The organism is Bradyrhizobium sp. MV1.5, from assembly GCF_055807615.1.
Window position 1 is genome coordinate 1 of record NZ_JBVVPL010000041.1, and the last position, 15268, is coordinate 15268.

The 15268-nt window shown below is 64.4% G+C and carries 12 protein-coding genes; 7 read left to right on the forward strand and 5 right to left on the reverse strand.

Translation table 11 applies throughout. From position 1 onward, the window contains the following. Nucleotides 1-336 precede the first annotated feature (336 nt). A complete protein-coding gene (locus AC0L2J_RS28380; protein ID WP_473395195.1) occupies nucleotides 337-708 on the reverse strand; it encodes a hypothetical protein in 372 nt (123 codons plus the stop codon). Between the two features lie 304 nt (nucleotides 709-1012). Then, complete coding sequence (locus AC0L2J_RS28385; protein WP_473395196.1) at nucleotides 1013-1261, reverse strand: hypothetical protein; 249 nt, start codon at nucleotides 1259-1261, stop codon at nucleotides 1013-1015. A 232-nt stretch (nucleotides 1262-1493) separates the two neighbouring features. Between AC0L2J_RS28385 and AC0L2J_RS28390 the strand changes: the two genes are divergently transcribed. The 7 genes from AC0L2J_RS28390 to AC0L2J_RS28420 all read left to right on the forward strand — a co-directional run bounded on the left by AC0L2J_RS28390 (nucleotide 1494) and on the right by AC0L2J_RS28420 (nucleotide 10092). Beyond that, nucleotides 1494-1679, forward strand: a complete 186-nt coding sequence (locus tag AC0L2J_RS28390; RefSeq protein WP_473395197.1) for a hypothetical protein — start codon at nucleotides 1494-1496, stop codon at nucleotides 1677-1679. 71 nt (nucleotides 1680-1750) lie between these two features. Beyond that, nucleotides 1751-2431: a response regulator transcription factor gene (locus tag AC0L2J_RS28395; RefSeq protein ID WP_473395198.1), complete on the forward strand. Its 681-nt coding sequence runs from the start codon at nucleotides 1751-1753 to the stop codon at nucleotides 2429-2431. A gap of 9 nt (nucleotides 2432-2440) precedes the next feature. Beyond that, nucleotides 2441-3865, forward strand: a complete 1425-nt coding sequence (locus tag AC0L2J_RS28400; protein ID WP_473395199.1) for a sensor histidine kinase — start codon at nucleotides 2441-2443, stop codon at nucleotides 3863-3865. 60 nt (nucleotides 3866-3925) lie between these two features. Next, nucleotides 3926-4849, forward strand: a complete 924-nt coding sequence (gene rpoH, locus AC0L2J_RS28405; protein ID WP_473395200.1) for an RNA polymerase sigma factor RpoH — start codon at nucleotides 3926-3928, stop codon at nucleotides 4847-4849. A 79-nt stretch (nucleotides 4850-4928) separates the two neighbouring features. Next, a complete protein-coding gene (locus AC0L2J_RS28410) occupies nucleotides 4929-8111 on the forward strand; it encodes an efflux RND transporter permease subunit (protein ID WP_473395201.1) in 3183 nt (1060 codons plus the stop codon). Next, nucleotides 8108-9379, forward strand: coding sequence for an efflux RND transporter periplasmic adaptor subunit (locus AC0L2J_RS28415; protein ID WP_473395202.1), 1272 nt, complete (start codon nucleotides 8108-8110; stop codon nucleotides 9377-9379). The genes AC0L2J_RS28410 and AC0L2J_RS28415 overlap by 4 nt, the downstream gene beginning before the upstream one ends. An 11-nt stretch (nucleotides 9380-9390) precedes the next feature. Beyond that, nucleotides 9391-10092: a hypothetical protein gene (locus AC0L2J_RS28420; protein ID WP_473395203.1), complete on the forward strand. Its 702-nt coding sequence runs from the start codon at nucleotides 9391-9393 to the stop codon at nucleotides 10090-10092. 20 nt (nucleotides 10093-10112) lie between these two features. Here AC0L2J_RS28420 and AC0L2J_RS28425 read toward each other — a convergent pair whose 3' ends face one another. The 3 genes from AC0L2J_RS28425 to AC0L2J_RS28435 all read right to left on the reverse strand — a co-directional run bounded on the left by AC0L2J_RS28425 (nucleotide 10113) and on the right by AC0L2J_RS28435 (nucleotide 15152). Next, a complete protein-coding gene (locus AC0L2J_RS28425) occupies nucleotides 10113-12938 on the reverse strand; it encodes an ATP-binding protein (RefSeq protein WP_473395204.1) in 2826 nt (941 codons plus the stop codon). 551 nt (nucleotides 12939-13489) lie between these two features. Next, nucleotides 13490-13717, reverse strand: coding sequence for a hypothetical protein (locus AC0L2J_RS28430; RefSeq protein ID WP_473395205.1), 228 nt, complete (start codon nucleotides 13715-13717; stop codon nucleotides 13490-13492). Between the two features lie 175 nt (nucleotides 13718-13892). Then, nucleotides 13893-15152 (reverse strand): ABC transporter substrate-binding protein, encoded by a 1260-nt coding sequence (locus AC0L2J_RS28435; protein WP_473395206.1) that lies wholly within the window; start codon nucleotides 15150-15152, stop codon nucleotides 13893-13895. Between the last annotated feature and the right edge of the window lie 116 nt (nucleotides 15153-15268).

Sequence of the window (15268 nt, forward strand, 5' to 3'; positions counted from 1 at the left end):
AGAGCACGGCATAAGCCGTCCGACCATCGCGCAGGGAAGGCCGAGTGATTGGCTACACCTGTATGCTGCTGTGCGGTTCTTTTGCGCTACATCTTCGCGCAGCGGACCGCGGGTGCCAGCCGGCACCCGGCCTTCCCTGCGCCCTCTTGGCTTTGAGGGTGGAGTGACCAGGCAAAGCTCGGGCGAATTGCGCCGCGAGAAGGCGAAGGTGCGTCTGTTAGGCCGTAGGATGGGTAGAGCACTTGCGAAACCCATCATGCTTCCGCGCCGATGAAACATGATGGGTTTCGCTTCGCTCTGCCCATCCTGCCAGTGCTGCTACAAGTGCGCGACTGGCTAGCCGCAGCTCAACGGCAACGGCCGGCCGGGATGCAGCTCATACCAATCATAGCAATCCGGACCGGCGCCGTAGAATCCATATCCGGGCCGGTAGCGACCGTAGCTGTGAAACGCGTGCTGGCGGAGGCCGCCGGCATGATCGCCGAAGCCGAGGTGCTCGCCGCCCAACCGGGCGCCGCCGCCGAATCCGCCTTCATGCCCCACGCCGCCGAAATGCGCGCCGCCGCCAAAGCCCGCATGTCCGCCGCCGAAGCCGCCGCCGCCAAATCCGCCGTGGCCGCCGCCGCCACCGCCGTGCGCATCGGCCGCGCCGATCGCGAGCGTCGAGGCGAGCGCTGCTGTTGCCAGAATCATGATGACTCGTTTCATGGAAAACTCCTCTCGTGTTGAGCCCGGTCATCCCTGAAGCCCGCTTCCGCGTCGCGCCGTGCGCGCGAGGCTGCTTGATGGCTGGGCGCGTGACGCTGGAGAGGTAGGAGCGCTGCGCGGCAATCCAAACTGAATTCGAGGTCAGACATGAGGGGCAGACATCGGGCGCGCCGCGCACGAAGGTGATCGCGTCGCGCGTGGTGCGCATCGCAACGCAAGGGAGCGGGCTGACGAGATCAGCCCGCTCCCTGTCATTCGATATGCGTCCGGCGGCGAAGTCACCCGGCCGGATGCGTTGGCGCGATCAGAAGAAGCTGCCGGTGCCGGGCTCGCAAGGCACGTTGTTGCCGGTCCATGGCGCAGTCGCGAAGGCGCCGACGCGCGGCGCCGGAACGCAGCCGCGTTCGCCCTGATAGATCGGCGCGCTCGTTGCGACCGGGTTGGCCTCCATCGCGGGCTGCCGCACGACGTGATGATGCTCGCGCGCCATCACGGGGCCGCCGAGCATGGCGGCTGCAATCAGTCCCATCGACAACAATTTGGACGTGGTCATTCGCTCTCTCCTTTGATGACATCAAGCCGACCAAGCCGGCTGCTCATCGAGGTGTGCGCGATCTGGCATGATTCAAATGCACGAATTGCTCACCGCAATTCAACGGCCCGTGAGCCGATGTAACGTCGCACCACGATCGTGCGAATCCATAACATCCGTTGTCCCCCGGACGACTGCGGGCGCGTCGAGCCCATATGTTCGATGCAGCGCTATCAGGAGCGGAGCCCACAGGATGATCATGACATTGGCAACACGCATCGCCTTTGCACTGGCGCTGCTGGCGCGACGCGCAGCCCGCATGATGAACTGCAATTCAATGGCGCCCCATGCGCGGCAAGCCTATCTCGTACCGCAGCGAGTGGCCGGCAACAGGCGGCGTCAAGGCCGCGCGTTCGACGCGCGCGGGCATCGCACATGACCCAGCGCGTCGCCGAGCCCACGCGCCCCTACCGCGCGCCGAGACGCCGCGCGGAACGTGGAGCGAGGATCATGAACCGGATTCTCCTGATCGAGGACGACGCCGAGACCGCCGAGGCGATTGTCGCCGAGCTCGCCGACCGCGGGTTCGAGGTGCATTGGGCCGCCGACGGCGTCGACGGCCTCGACCGCGCGCGCGCGTCGAGCCCCGATGCCATGATCGTCGATCGCATGCTGCCGGGAATGGACGGGTTGACCGTCATCGAGGCGCTTCGCAACGATCAGGTCAGGACGCCCGTTCTCGTCCTGAGCGCGCTCGGCGCGGTGGACGACCGGGTGCGCGGATTGCGAATGGGCGGAGATGATTACCTCACGAAGCCGTTTGCGATCGTCGAGCTGGTCGCGCGGATCGAGGCGTTACTGCGCCGTCCGATCGACAGCCGCGAAACCATCCTGCATGTCGGACCGCTCGAGCTCGACCTGATCGAGCGGACCGCGCGGCGCGGCGGACGCCGGCTCGAGCTGCTGCCGCGCGAATTCCGCCTGCTCGAATACATGATGCGCCGGAACGACCAGGTGCTGACGCGCGCGATGCTGCTCGAGGAGGTCTGGAACTACAAGTTCGTTCCGGCAACGACGAACCTGATCGACGTGCATATGGGCCGGCTCCGTCACAAGGTCGACGGCCCCGGAGAGGTGCCGCTCATCCATAACGTCCGAGGCTCCGGCTTCGTGCTGCGTTCGCGGCAATAGGGGCCGGCGATGCGTCAGATCCAGCTGATCCGCTCCAGCACGTTCCTTTCGGCCCTGGCCATGGCGGCTGGCTTCGCGCTGTTCGTCGTCGGCCTGTTCGCATTCATCTACTGGAAGCTCGACAACTATCTGGTCGCGCGATCCGATCGCATGATTACCACCCAGATTCGCTTCATCTCAGACCTGTCGCCGTCCCACCGCATCAGCGCGATCGCGGATCATCTCGATCAGGATTCCAGGGGCGTGCAATACGCGGGACTGTTCGATGCCGCGGGCACCCGACTTGCCGGCAACATCGACCGCGTGCCGCGCGAGCTCGGCCTCGACGGAGCGGTGCAGGGCGTGCGCCTCGATCTCATCAAGTCGACGGCAGTACACGATCCCGTCGTCAGGGTGATCGGCAAGCGCCTCGACGGCGGCGATGTCCTGGTGGTCGGACGGAATGTCGATGAGACACGCGAGATCTCGAGCGTGGTGGGGCAGGCGCTCGCCCTGGGCCTGCTGCCGGCCTTCAGCCTCTGCCTGCTGGCCGGCGCCTGGCTCAGCCTCCGCGCACAGAGGCGCGTCGAGGAGGTGAACCAGCGGGTCCAGCGCATCGTCGCCGGCGAGCTGCGCGAGCGGCTTCCGCAGGACGGGACGGACGATCCGTTCGCGCGGCTGGCCGGGATCGTCAACGGCATGCTCGACGAGATGGAGACAATGATCAATGCGCTCGCCGGCGTCGGCAACGACATCGCCCATGATCTCAGGACGCCGCTCACGCGCGTCCGCTTGGCGCTGGAGCGCGGGCGCGCCCATGCGGCAACGCTGGAGGAGCTGCAGGAGACCATCGACAAGGCCATCGCCGGCATCGACCAGTCGCTCGCGATCGTCACCGCTTTGCTGCGCCTGACCGAGATCGAGAACAACCGCCGCATGGCCGGCTTCGGCGAGGTCGCGCTCGACGAGATCCTGCGGGAGGTGTGCGACGTCTACGAGCCCATCGCCGAGGACAAGCGCATCGGGCTCGGAGTCGTCATCGAGCGCGATGTGCTTGTGTGGGGCGACCGCGACCTGCTGTTCGAGGCGGTCGCCAATCTCGTCGATAACGCCGTCAAGTTCACGCCGTCAGGCGGTCGGGTCGAACTCGCGCTGGAAGCGGAGGACGACACGGCGCTGGTGTGCGTCAGCGATACCGGACCCGGCATCAGCGAGCAGGAACGCGAAGCGGTGCTGCGACGATTCTATCGCTCCGACAAGATGCGCAACACGCCGGGCGTCGGCCTCGGACTGAGCCTGGTCGCCGCCATCGTCAAGCTGCACGGCTTTCGGCTGATCGTCGGTCCCGCGCCTGGTGGATGGATCGAGATCCTTGCCTGGACCGGACGGATGGGCAGGGCCGCCACGCGCCGGTCGCGGACATTGCTGCGCGCAGACGCAGACCAGATGGGATGAGCCACATGGTCCACGAGGCTTTCGAGATTGATCAGCCGGCCTGGAGTGCGGGAGCGACAGATGCAGACTAGCCACGAAGTGACGAGGATCAATCCCCCCGCGACGCCGGTCGCACCGGTGTCGGTGCCGTTCCTCAGCGCGTATTCCGCGGCCATCGGGCGCTACGACTTCCTCGAACCCGGTCAGGAGCAGCAGCTTGCACGCCGCTGGCAGCAGACGAGGGATCGAAGCGCGGCAGACGCGCTCGTCACCAGCCATCTCCGGCTCGCGGCTAGGCTGGCGCGAGGCTACAAGGGATACGGCCTTCCGATGGTCGATCTGATTGCCGAGGCTAATCTGGGCCTCGTGATCGCAGCGTCGCGCTTCGAACCCGGCCGCGGCGCGCGCTTCTCCACCTACGCGGTCTGGTGGATCAAGGCCGCTATTCACGAGTACATCCTGCGGTCCTGGTCCCTCGTCAAGATCGGCACGACCGCCGCGCAGAAGAAGCTGTTTTTCAAGCTCCGCAGCGAGATCAGGAAAGCCACCGGCAGCGCGATGTCGGGGCTCACGCCGGACGTCGCCGAACTGATCGCCGGGAAGCTCGAGGTCACCGCGCGTGAGGTGATCGAGATGGATGCGCGGCTGCATGGCGACATGTCGCTGAACGTGCGCATCGGTGGCGAGGACAGCGGAACCGAGCTGGAAGCCTTGCTGGTCGACGGGGCGGTCGACGCCGAGACGGTGCTAGTCGATCACGAGCAGACCGAGCGGCGTGCCGGCGCCTTGCGTGCTGCGCTCAGCGGGCTTGCCGCGCGGGAACGTCGCGTCTTCGAGGCGCGGCGGCTGACGGAATGCCCCGTCACGCTCGATCGGCTGGCCCACGAACTGTCCATATCCAGCGAACGTGTCAGGCAGATCGAGATGCGCGCCTTTGCCAAGGTCAAGCGTGCGGTGATGCTTGCCGTACTGGATGCGCCACGGGGCACCGCATGCAGCGTCTGAATTCGTTTTCATTTGAACGCAGGTCCGGCCGTTCTCACCTGTCCGACGACCCCGCGTAACCCGCTCCAGGCAGACCTCCATGGGAATTGTTCGCTTCGCGCTACGGCTTCCGCACACATTCTATGTGCTTGCCGCGCTGATCCTGTTCCTCGGCGGGATCGCAATCCGGTCGATGCCGACGGATATTTTCCCGGAGATCCGGATCCCCGTGGTCACGGTGATCTGGAGCTATACCGGCCTCTCCACGCCGGAGATGGAGCAGCGCGTCAGCACCTACAGCCAGTATTCGATCAGCGCCAATGTCAGTGGCATCAAGAATATCGAAGCGCAGACCCTCAACGGCCTCTCGATTCAGAAAATCTACTTCCAGCCGGACGTCAATCTCGATCTCGCGATCTCGCAGATCGTCTCGGGGACCAATGCCATCCGGGCCCTGATGCCGCCGGGCATCCAGCCGCCGATCATCGTGCAGTTTAATGCCTCGAGCGTGCCGGTGCTCCAGCTCAGTCTCCAGTCAAACAGCCTGAACGAGCAGCAGCTCTACGATTTCGGCATTTACCGCGTTCGCCAGCAGCTGGCTCCCGTTCCGGGCGTGACCCTGCCCACGCCTGCCGGCGGCAAATACCGCCAGATCATGGTCGACATCGATCCGAACAAGCTCCTGTCGCGCGGATTGACGCCGCTCGACATTGTCAATGCGGTGAACACCCAGAACCTGACGCTGCCCACCGGCACGACCAAGATCGGTGACACCCAGTACACCGTTCGAACCAATGCGACGCCGGCCACGATCCAGGATCTCAACATGATCCCCGTCAAGTTCGTGAACGGGGCCACGATCTTCCTGAAGGACGTCGCCCAGGTCCGCGACGGCGCCCAGGTCCAGCAGAACATCGTGCGCGAGGACGGCCACCGCGCCGTCCTGCTCAGCGTCATCAAGAACGGAAATGCCTCGACGCTCGCCGTCGTCAACGGCGTCAAGGCGGCGTTGACGTCGATCCGCGCGGCGGCTCCGGCGGGGCTGAAGATCAACGAGCTGTTCGACCAGTCGATATTCGTCACCCATTCGGTCGATGGCGTGCTGCGCGAAGGTGCGATCGCCGCCGGCCTGACCGCGCTGATGATCCTGGTCTTCCTGGGATCGTGGCGGTCGACGCTGGTCGTCCTGATCTCGATCCCGCTGGCGATGCTGTCTTCGCTGATCGTGCTGTATTTCCTCGGCGAGACCCTCAACACGATGACGCTCGGCGGGCTTGCCCTCGCGGTCGGTATTCTCGTCGACGATTCGACGGTGACGATCGAGAACACGCACCGGCTCTGGACCGAGGAAGGCATGCCGTTGCCGGAGGCGACCCTGCATGGAGCCGCCGAGATCGCGGTGCCGACGCTGGTCTCGACGCTTGCGATCAGTTGCGTGTTTACCTCGGTCGTGTTCCTGGAGGGCCCGGCCAAATACCTCTTCACGCCGCTCGGCCTCGCGGTGGTGTTCGCCATGCTGGCGTCCTACGGGCTGTCGCGGACGCTCACGCCGATCACTATCGGCCTGCTGCTGAAGGGCGAACGGCGCCACGGCGAAAGCGAGCGCCCGCCGGGCATCTTTGCGCGCGCCTCCGCTGCGTTCGAGCGCGGTTTCGAGTGCCTGCGCGATGGGTATTCCGATCTCCTGCTGAGTTTATTGCGGCATCGTGCCGTTGTGCCCGTCATCGCGGTGCTGGTGCTAGCGCTCGGAGCCACCATGTTCGTCTATGTCGGCAGGGACTTCTATCCCCTCATCGACGGTGGTCAGATCCAGCTTCATGTTCGCGCGCCCGCGGGCACGCGCATCGAGCGTACGGAAGCGATCTTCCAGGCGGTCGAGGACAAGGTCCGCGAGGTCATTCCGGAGCGCGACCGGGCGTTGATCGTCGACAATATCGGTCTCCCGGCGCGGGCCTACAATCTCGCATTCACCGACGGCTCGACGATCGGGGTGAATGACGGCACCATTCTGGTATCGCTGAAGGATGGGCACAAGCCGACGGCGGATTACGTCAGGAAGATGCGGCAGGTGCTGCCAGCGGCGTTCCCGGAGGACACCTTCTATTTCCAGGCGGCCGATATCGTCACGCAGATCCTGAACTTCGGGCTTCCAGCGCAGATCGATGTCCGCACGGTCGGTTATGGCAGCAACAATCTGGCCGTGGCCAAGGAACTGCAGAAGCGCCTCGCGGCGATTCCCGGCGTCGTCGATGCGCATCTGCAGCAGGAGGTCGATGCTCCCGCGTTCTACGCCGACATCGACCGCACCCGCGCCGCGCAGCTAGGTCTCAATGCGAGCACGGTGGCGACCAACATCAATGTCAGTCTCAGCTCGTCCGCGCAGGTCTCGCCGAATTTCTGGACGGACCCGACGTCAGGCATCCCCTATTACCTGGCGGTGCAGACACCCGAATACAGGGCGAATTCGCTGAACGCCCTGGGCAATACGCCGGTGTCGGCCTCGGCTGCCGCAAGCGGGCAGACGGTGCCCGGTTTGCTCAGCAATGTCGCGACGTTCAAGCGGGGGACCGTTCCCACCAATTCGAACCAGGCCAACGTCCAGCCGGTGTTCGACGTCTATGCGAGCGTCCAGGGCCGCGATCTCGGCAGCGTAGCGGCCGATATCGAGAAGGTGACGTCAACCCTGCAGAAGCAGCTCCAGCCAGGCAATTCGATCCAGGTTCTGGGACAGATCCAGAGCATGCATCAGTCGTTCCGCGATCTCGGGATCGGACTGCTGTTCGCGGCCATCCTGGTTTACCTGCTGATGGTCGTGAACTACCAGAACTTTGGCGATCCCTTCGTCGTCATCCTGGCGCTGCCGGCGACGTTCTGCGGCATCGTGACGATGCTGTTCATCACGGGGACGACGCTGAACGTGCCGTCGCTGATGGGAGCCATCATGGCGATCGGCGTTGCCTCGGCCAATTCCATCCTGCTTGTGACCTTCGCGCGTGACGAGCAGTTGAAGGGACATTCCGCGTTCCAGGCGGCGCTGAGCGCGGGCCGAACGAGAATCCGGCCCGTCTTGATGACCGCGGCCGCGATGATCGTGGGCATGATCCCCATGGCGATCGGCGGCCCGGGCGAGGAGCAGAATGCGGCGCTCGCGCGGGCGGTCATCGGCGGGCTGCTGTTCGCAACCCCAACCACCTTGCTGATCGTGCCTTATCTCTTCGCCATGCTGCGCAAGGGCAACGACGGCAAGCCTCGCCACGGCGTATTCGAGGAGCAACCGGAATGAGCGACGTTCGCGCAAGAACCGATGACGACGGTGCGAGAGATCGCCCCGGGGCGGAAAACCTCCGGGTTGTGGAGCTGCCGGGCAAGGGCGCACGATCCGGACGCCCTTATGGTGGGGCGCTGCTGGGCGGAGGCCTGCTCCTGCTGCTTGCGGGCGGTCTCGGCATCGGCGGCTGGCGGCACTACGAGGTTGCGCGTCAGGTGGCCGCCGTGGCCGAACAGGTTCGGACCAACATTCCGGAAGTTCGGGTGGCGACGGTCAAGCCCAGCGGCGATATCATGAAGGTCAGCCTGCCAGCGACGACGACTGCATTCGAGGCGGCCAACATCTTCGCGCGGACCAGCGGCTACATCGAGAAGCGCCACGTCGATATCGGCGATCGCGTCAAGAAGGGCGATCTCCTCGCGGAAATCACCGCTCCCGAGCTGGATCAGCAGATCGCGCAGGCGCAGGCGACGCTCGCCCAGGACCAGGCTGCGCTTCAGCAGGCGCAGGCCAGCCGGGAGCTGGCCGACGTCACCAACTCGCGCGACAGCAATCTTGTCAAGCAAGGCTGGTTAACGGCACAGCAGGGCGACAACGACCGTCTCACCCTGCGCGCGCAGCAGGGGGCCGTGGGCGTCGCCCAGTCGAACATCACAGCGCAGGAGGCGCAGATTCGCGTCCTCCAGCAGGAGAAGTCCTACCAGCGTGTGGTGGCGCCGTTCGACGGTGTGGTCACCCAGCGGAACGTGGACAATGGCAGCCTGGTGCAAGCCGGCTCTACCTTCATGTTCACGATGATGCATTCCGACGTGATCCGAACCCAGGTCTTCGTACCGCAGGACGAGGCGTTCGGAGTTGCGCCGGGCGTCGATGCGGACATCCGCGTCCCCGAGATTCCGGGGCGGACGTTTGCAGGCAAAGTCACGCGGATCGCGACTGCGCTGCAGCCGGGAAGCCGGACGCTGCTGACCGAGATCGACGTGCCCAATCCAGATGGTCTGCTCAGTCCCGGCATCTACTGCACCGTCGAATTATCGATCCCGCGCAGGACGCCGTCGATGACGATCCCGTCGGACGCGCTCGTCTTCGATCAGAGCGGCCTCCACGTCGCGGTCGTGCGGAACGGCACGGTCCATTTGCAGCAGGTCTCGATCTCCAGGGATTTCGGCACCACGGTGGAAGTGCGCGACGGCGTACTGCCCGGCGATCAGGTCGTGCTCAATCCTGCGGTCACTCTGGCAGAAGGCAGCAAGGTCACCGTTCGCAAGCTTGAGACGAGCTAGGGACACGAAAGATGATACGGTTCGCGTTTGCAATGATGGTCGCTTTCCTGCTCGGCTTCTCTCCGGGCCAGGCACAAATCGCAACGATCGGCAGCACCGCAATGGATCTGCCGACGGTGCCGGGCGCGATCGTGATCTCGCCGCTCAACAGTCCGGGGCCGTTTTCCGCAACGACCGTACCTGGTGCGCCGGATACGACGCTCGCGCCCGTTCCGCTCGCGTCGGATCCGGCGACGGCGGGAACGGTGGTCGTCTGCGCGCCACTCTCGTCATCGCCAACGCCGATGCCGACGACCCCGACCGTATCGCCCACGGGCCTTTCGCCTCCGGGCATCGCGGCGCCGATCCTGCCGGCTACAGGGCAGAGCGGTAGCTCCATCGGAACGATCTCCGCGGCTGCGCCGGCGGGAACGGGTGCGGCAGTGGCCTGCAGCTCAACGCCGGGAGGACAGGTGACGAGCGCTGCGTCTCTGCCGCTTTCGATTCCGCAGGTGTCTGCGAGCTCCGCGCCCGGCACGATCCCGGCGGACACCAGCGAGGCCGGCGGCACGGGCATCAACCCGAATGCCGCCGTCGCGCCGAGTCCTAACAGCTCGGCTTGCGCGGAAGGGGTCTCGATGAACCTGGCGCAGCCTGCGACCGTGGTGCCGGCGAACGCCTCAGGCGCAGCGCCGACGCCGGGCGTGTCGCCGATCCTGCCGCCGGGATGCTGAGGTGGATGGCGGATTGCTACCTAGTGGCAGGTGCACGACGCGGGATGGTCGCCCTCGCATGTCGAGATGCCCGGTATCTGAGCCAGAGTGCGGGCAAAGGCGAGTGCGGGAAGGTCAATCTCCTGATCGAACAGCGCGCTCACCGGGCCCACAAGATCAAGGGCCGTCTGCTGACGGTTCGATTTCGCCATGATCCCCGCCCACGCAGCCGCGACTTTCAATTCGTAGAAGCGGCATTGCTGGTCCCTGGCGATGGACAGTCCCTCGGCGAACAGCATCTCGGCTCGCGAAAGATCGGATGGTCCGGTGGCCAGGAGAATCTCGGCCTTGATCCGCAATAGGTCCGCAAGGCACCACAATTGCCGGCCTTCCCGCGACATCGACAAGGCCTCTTCCACCGCGGCCAGGGCCTGCGCAGCCTCACCGATCGCGAGCAAGCCTTCGGCGAGCGATCCGAGAAACTCGGGATTGCGCATCAGCCAGCCGTTCTCGGTCCGCGCCTTCAGGCCGCTGCGCAGCAGCGCTATTCCGTCGTGATGCTTGCCTTGCAGAACCAGCAATTGTCCCTTGAGGCAGGACGTCCAGCTGGTCCAGAAAGCTATTCCCTCGCGCGTGACGAGCTCGAGAAGGGAGGATATCGCCTGATCGGCGGCGGCAAGATCATGCGTCATCAGCGCGATCGGGCAGACGGCGTTGCGGAGTGCATAGGCGATCGCAAGCTTGTCCTTCTCGCGCCGGGCCTCCTCGAGGCACTCGGCGGCCAGAGATCTGCTCTGGGCGATCCTGCCCTGCAGCAGCAGGACGCGCGCCAACATCGCCTTGGCGAGGACACTCTGGTTCAGCAAAAACCACATCTGGTTCGCACCGCCGTTCAATCCGTGAGCCGAATGGTCCAGGGACAGCGTCAGCTCGCGTCGTGCATCCTCCTGCATTCCAAAGAAATGCGTGGCAGCGCCGATCAGGCGGCGGCCTACCGCCTCGTTGGCGGGATTTCCGGTGCGTAGCGCGATCTCAAGGTAGCGTTCGCCAACCTCCTTGGCCGCGGCATATTGGCCCGAGTTGAGATTATAGCTCCACAAGGTCCAGACCGCCTTGAGCTGAAGCTCGAGGTCGGACAATTCCTCGGCGAGCACGAGACCGATGTTCAGCGCCGCCTTCATGCGGTCCGCTGTTCCCGCCGTGTTGAGAAGTGCGAAACCCAACGCGACATAGAGCTGCGCCTTGAGCTTCGGAACGCAGGTGAACCCGGTACTGTAATGCGCAAGCGCGTGCTCGATCCGCGTCGAGCATTCCACGAAAGACAGCAACTGCATCCATACCGGAACGAATCCGGCCGTCAGCTCGATGCCAAGCGCGGTCTCTCCGCCGGGCGAGAACGCCCAGTCGAGCGCGGCGTGCACGTTGCCGATCTCCTGGGCAAAACGGGAGATGTCGTCGGGAGCGGGAGAGGCCTCGCCGAGCGGTGCGATGATCTGCCTGAGGAAGGCGGCCTGCCGTCGTGCCGCCCGCTCGACGAGGCCTGCCTCTGCGAGCTTCTCCAGCGCATAAGCGCGGGTGCTCTCCAGGAGCCGCCATCGTCCCTCGAATGAGGGGTCCAGCGACACCAGCGATTTCCCGACCAGATTGAACAGCGTTTCAATGACGTCCGACCGCGACAGAGTGTCGTCCATCATTGCACTGGCCGCATCGAGCGTGAAGCCGGCCGGAAACACCGCGAGCTGGCAAAGCAGGTGCTGCTCTGCCGGGGTCAAAAGGTCGTAGCTCCAGTCCAGTGTCGCTCGCAGGGTCTGGTGTCGCGGCAACTGGTCGCGGCGGCCGCCATTCAGGAGCTCGAAGCGCCTATCGAGACGGAGCAGTACGGTGTCCACCCCGAGATTGGCGGCCCGGGCCGCGGCAAACTCCAACGCGAGCGGAATGCCGTCGAGGCGACGACAGATGGCGGCGATCTTTTGGAGCTCCTCCGCGCCCGCAACGAAGGTCGTACGCAGTGCCCGCGTTCGCTCGAAGAACAGCTGCACTGCGCTTGCCCGCAACAGCAGGTCGGGATCGTGCATATCGAGATCGGGCACCGACAGCGCCGGAATGGCCGCAACATATTCGCCGTCGATGCGGAGGCCTTCGCGGCTGGTCGCGAGCACGGTGACGTTCGGACAATAGCGAAGCACGGCACTGGCAATCTGCGCGGCGACTTCGATCACATGCTCGCAATTGTCCAGGACAAGAAGCAGACGGCGGGTTCCGATGGCCTGCGCGATGCTTGCGGCCGAGACTTCCTGGTCGTTTGAGGCGAGCTTGAGTGCACGGGCGCATGCGGATGCCGCAAGTGCCGCATCCTGCAGGGTCGCGAGCTCGACCAGCGCCACGGAATCGTTGAACGCGGGCGCGACGCTGCGCGCCAGTTCGATCGCCAGCTTCGTCTTTCCGATGCCGCCGGGTCCGACCAGGGTCACTGCCCGATATGCCGAAAGCACATCGACCAATTGGCTCATGCAATCCTCGCGGCCGATGAGAGGCGCGCGGATGCTCGGCAGGTTGTTGGTAAAGGGTGCGTCGGCCGCAATCGTTACCGGCGCGGCCGCAGGGTGCTCCAGATGCCCGCTTCGCCAGGTCCCGGCGAGCGTATAGCCGCGGCCCGAAACGGTCTTGAGGAGATTGCGATCCTCGCCGAGTGCCTTGCGGACGGCCGAGATATGGACCTGAAGCGTGTTGTCTTCGACGGTCAGGCCCGACCAGACGCTTCCGATCAAATCATCCTTGGTGACCAGGAGACCCGCGGAGTCGACCAGCCTCTCGAGAACCTCGAACGCGCGGCTTCCGATCGGCACCGTGACGTTGTTGTGCCTCAACTCTCTTCGCCGGCAATCGATATGCCAGTGTCCAAAAGAGTAGGTGCGATCAACCGGCGACGACATAAGGGACCCGTGATTCAGTTCCGCCGCCGTGATCCGGGGGAAATCACGAGCCCGGCCCTTGAGGTCACCGATCCTTGGCAAGGATTTGAAAGCGTCAATGCGGTCGGGTCTCCTACAGGGGAGATCGTCGGCGTGTCAAGAAGGCCCGCTCAGCCGCCGGCGCTTCGTTCATTATCGATGCTGACACCCGACACGGTCGTGTTCGATACACGAATTCGTGACGATGGTCGGACGCGTGTCAGAATGGAAGGGTCCGTCGGAGGGAACCTGATGCCATCAATGAGAGCATCATTTATTCGGCATCGTCGAGAATCGTCAGCGCAGGAACTCCGGAGCCCTAATGCTTTCAGGAAACCTGCACCGTCGCAAGAACGGCGGCCTGATCGCGAGCCGCCGTTCTTCCTTACGCCGAGAGGTCAAAATCCGGAACGTTGGGGCGATCAACTTCCGGTCGGCGTCAACCGGACTTGCTCCGGTTCGCGAACTCAATCGCCCGAGGTGGGCTCGCAGGGCGGCCGGCGCCAGGGGGCGGTCGCGTACGCACCGACGTCGGGAGCACGGACGCAGCCGCGCTTGGCGGAGGCCGGCACGCGCTGAGCCGACGCATAAGCCTCGACATTGGTACGCTTCGCGTTGCCTTCGCGAGCCATCGCGGGGGAGGCAATCATGGCTGCGACCACGAATCCGGCCGACAAGAACTTCAGTGTCGTCATCGAACATCTCCTTGAGAAAGCGACGCCGAGAACGCCTCGGCCCGCACCTGAGACATGTGCATGCGTGCGCCGGATCCGCAGTGTCGATCGAACGAACATTTTCCTCTTTGCACGGAGCCGTCGCGGTGCGTTGACGTCATACATCGACGGCTCATCCGACAGGGAGGTTCGCGCGCTAGTTTGGTGAGGACGTCGCCTGGTCCGTGCGTCCATCCAGCAGTGGGCCAAACCATTCCCATCTTTCGCCGGTGAAGCGCATCATCCGGAGCTGCTCGATCGGACGAAAGTCCGTCGGTGATGTCTTTATGCGAACACCGGGAATGTAGGCTTCGAGGTCGAGATCGGTGGCCACGCGCATGATCCTTTCGTGCGTGAGATCATCGCCGCAACGCCTGATCACCTCCACGAGTGCACTCGACATATTGAAGGCCACCAGCGGCCCGCTCTCCGATCGATCTGCCTCCGGATAGTATTTCGCCATGAACGCGCGAAAATGCTGCATGCCCGGATAGCTGTCCCACTGCGGATCGGTTACGTCCATCTGATACCCCGCGCTGAGAATTCCCTTCGCGTTGTCCAGTCCGGCGGGCTTCAGCACCGCGCCGACCGAGACCGAGACGTTCGTCACGATATGGATGGGATGCCAGTCCAGCTCGGCGAGCGTCCTGATCGCCTGCGCGGCGAATTTGGGTGTTGCGACGTCGATGAATATGTCGGGCGCAGCGGCCTTGATCGCGGCGACCTCGGAGTCGATCGTCGGGGTGCTGACCTCATATGATTGGCTGGCAATCACCATTTGCGCGTGCTTGTCCTGCAGCACGTCCTTCAGGCCGAGCAGATAGTCGCGTCCAAAGTCGTCGTTCTGGTACAGGATACCGATCTTTGCTCCCGGATGGTGCCGCAGAATGTAGTCCGCATAGATGCGTGCTTCGGTTCGGTAGCTCGGTTGCCAGCCGATGGTCCACGGAAAGTGCTCGGGATCGGCCCAGCGCGATGCTCCGGTGATGACGAACAATTGCGGCACATGCCGGCTATTCATGTATTTCTGGATCGCTGCGTCGCTGACCGTGCCGAATGGCGCGAAGATCGCAAGCACCTCGTCGTTCTCGACGAGCCGTCGGGCTTGCTCGACCGCTTTGGATGGACTGTAGGCGTCGTCGTATGAAATGAAATTGACCTTCCGGCCGTTGATCCCGCCATTGTCGTTGATCATGCGGAAATACGCGCTCATCGTCCTGCCGATGATGCCGTAGGCCGATGCCGGGCCGCTGTAGGGCATGATGTTGCCGATCCGGATCTCGGTATCGCTTGCGCCGGGATCATATCGTGGCTCCGCGGAAGCGCTGCCGACTGCAAGCGCGGCGCAGGAGATGAAGAGCTTTCCCACGCGCCACGCGTTGCGCGAAATCGAATAGCCAATCTTGCCCGTGATCAAGCGATGTCTCCATGGTGCTGCCGGCTTTCGCACATATCAGATCCTGACGACGGGTCAGTTGGCGGCGCCTGCCTGAGGCGCCGACGAGCGCGTGCAGCAGTCGGCGTTGCGACTAT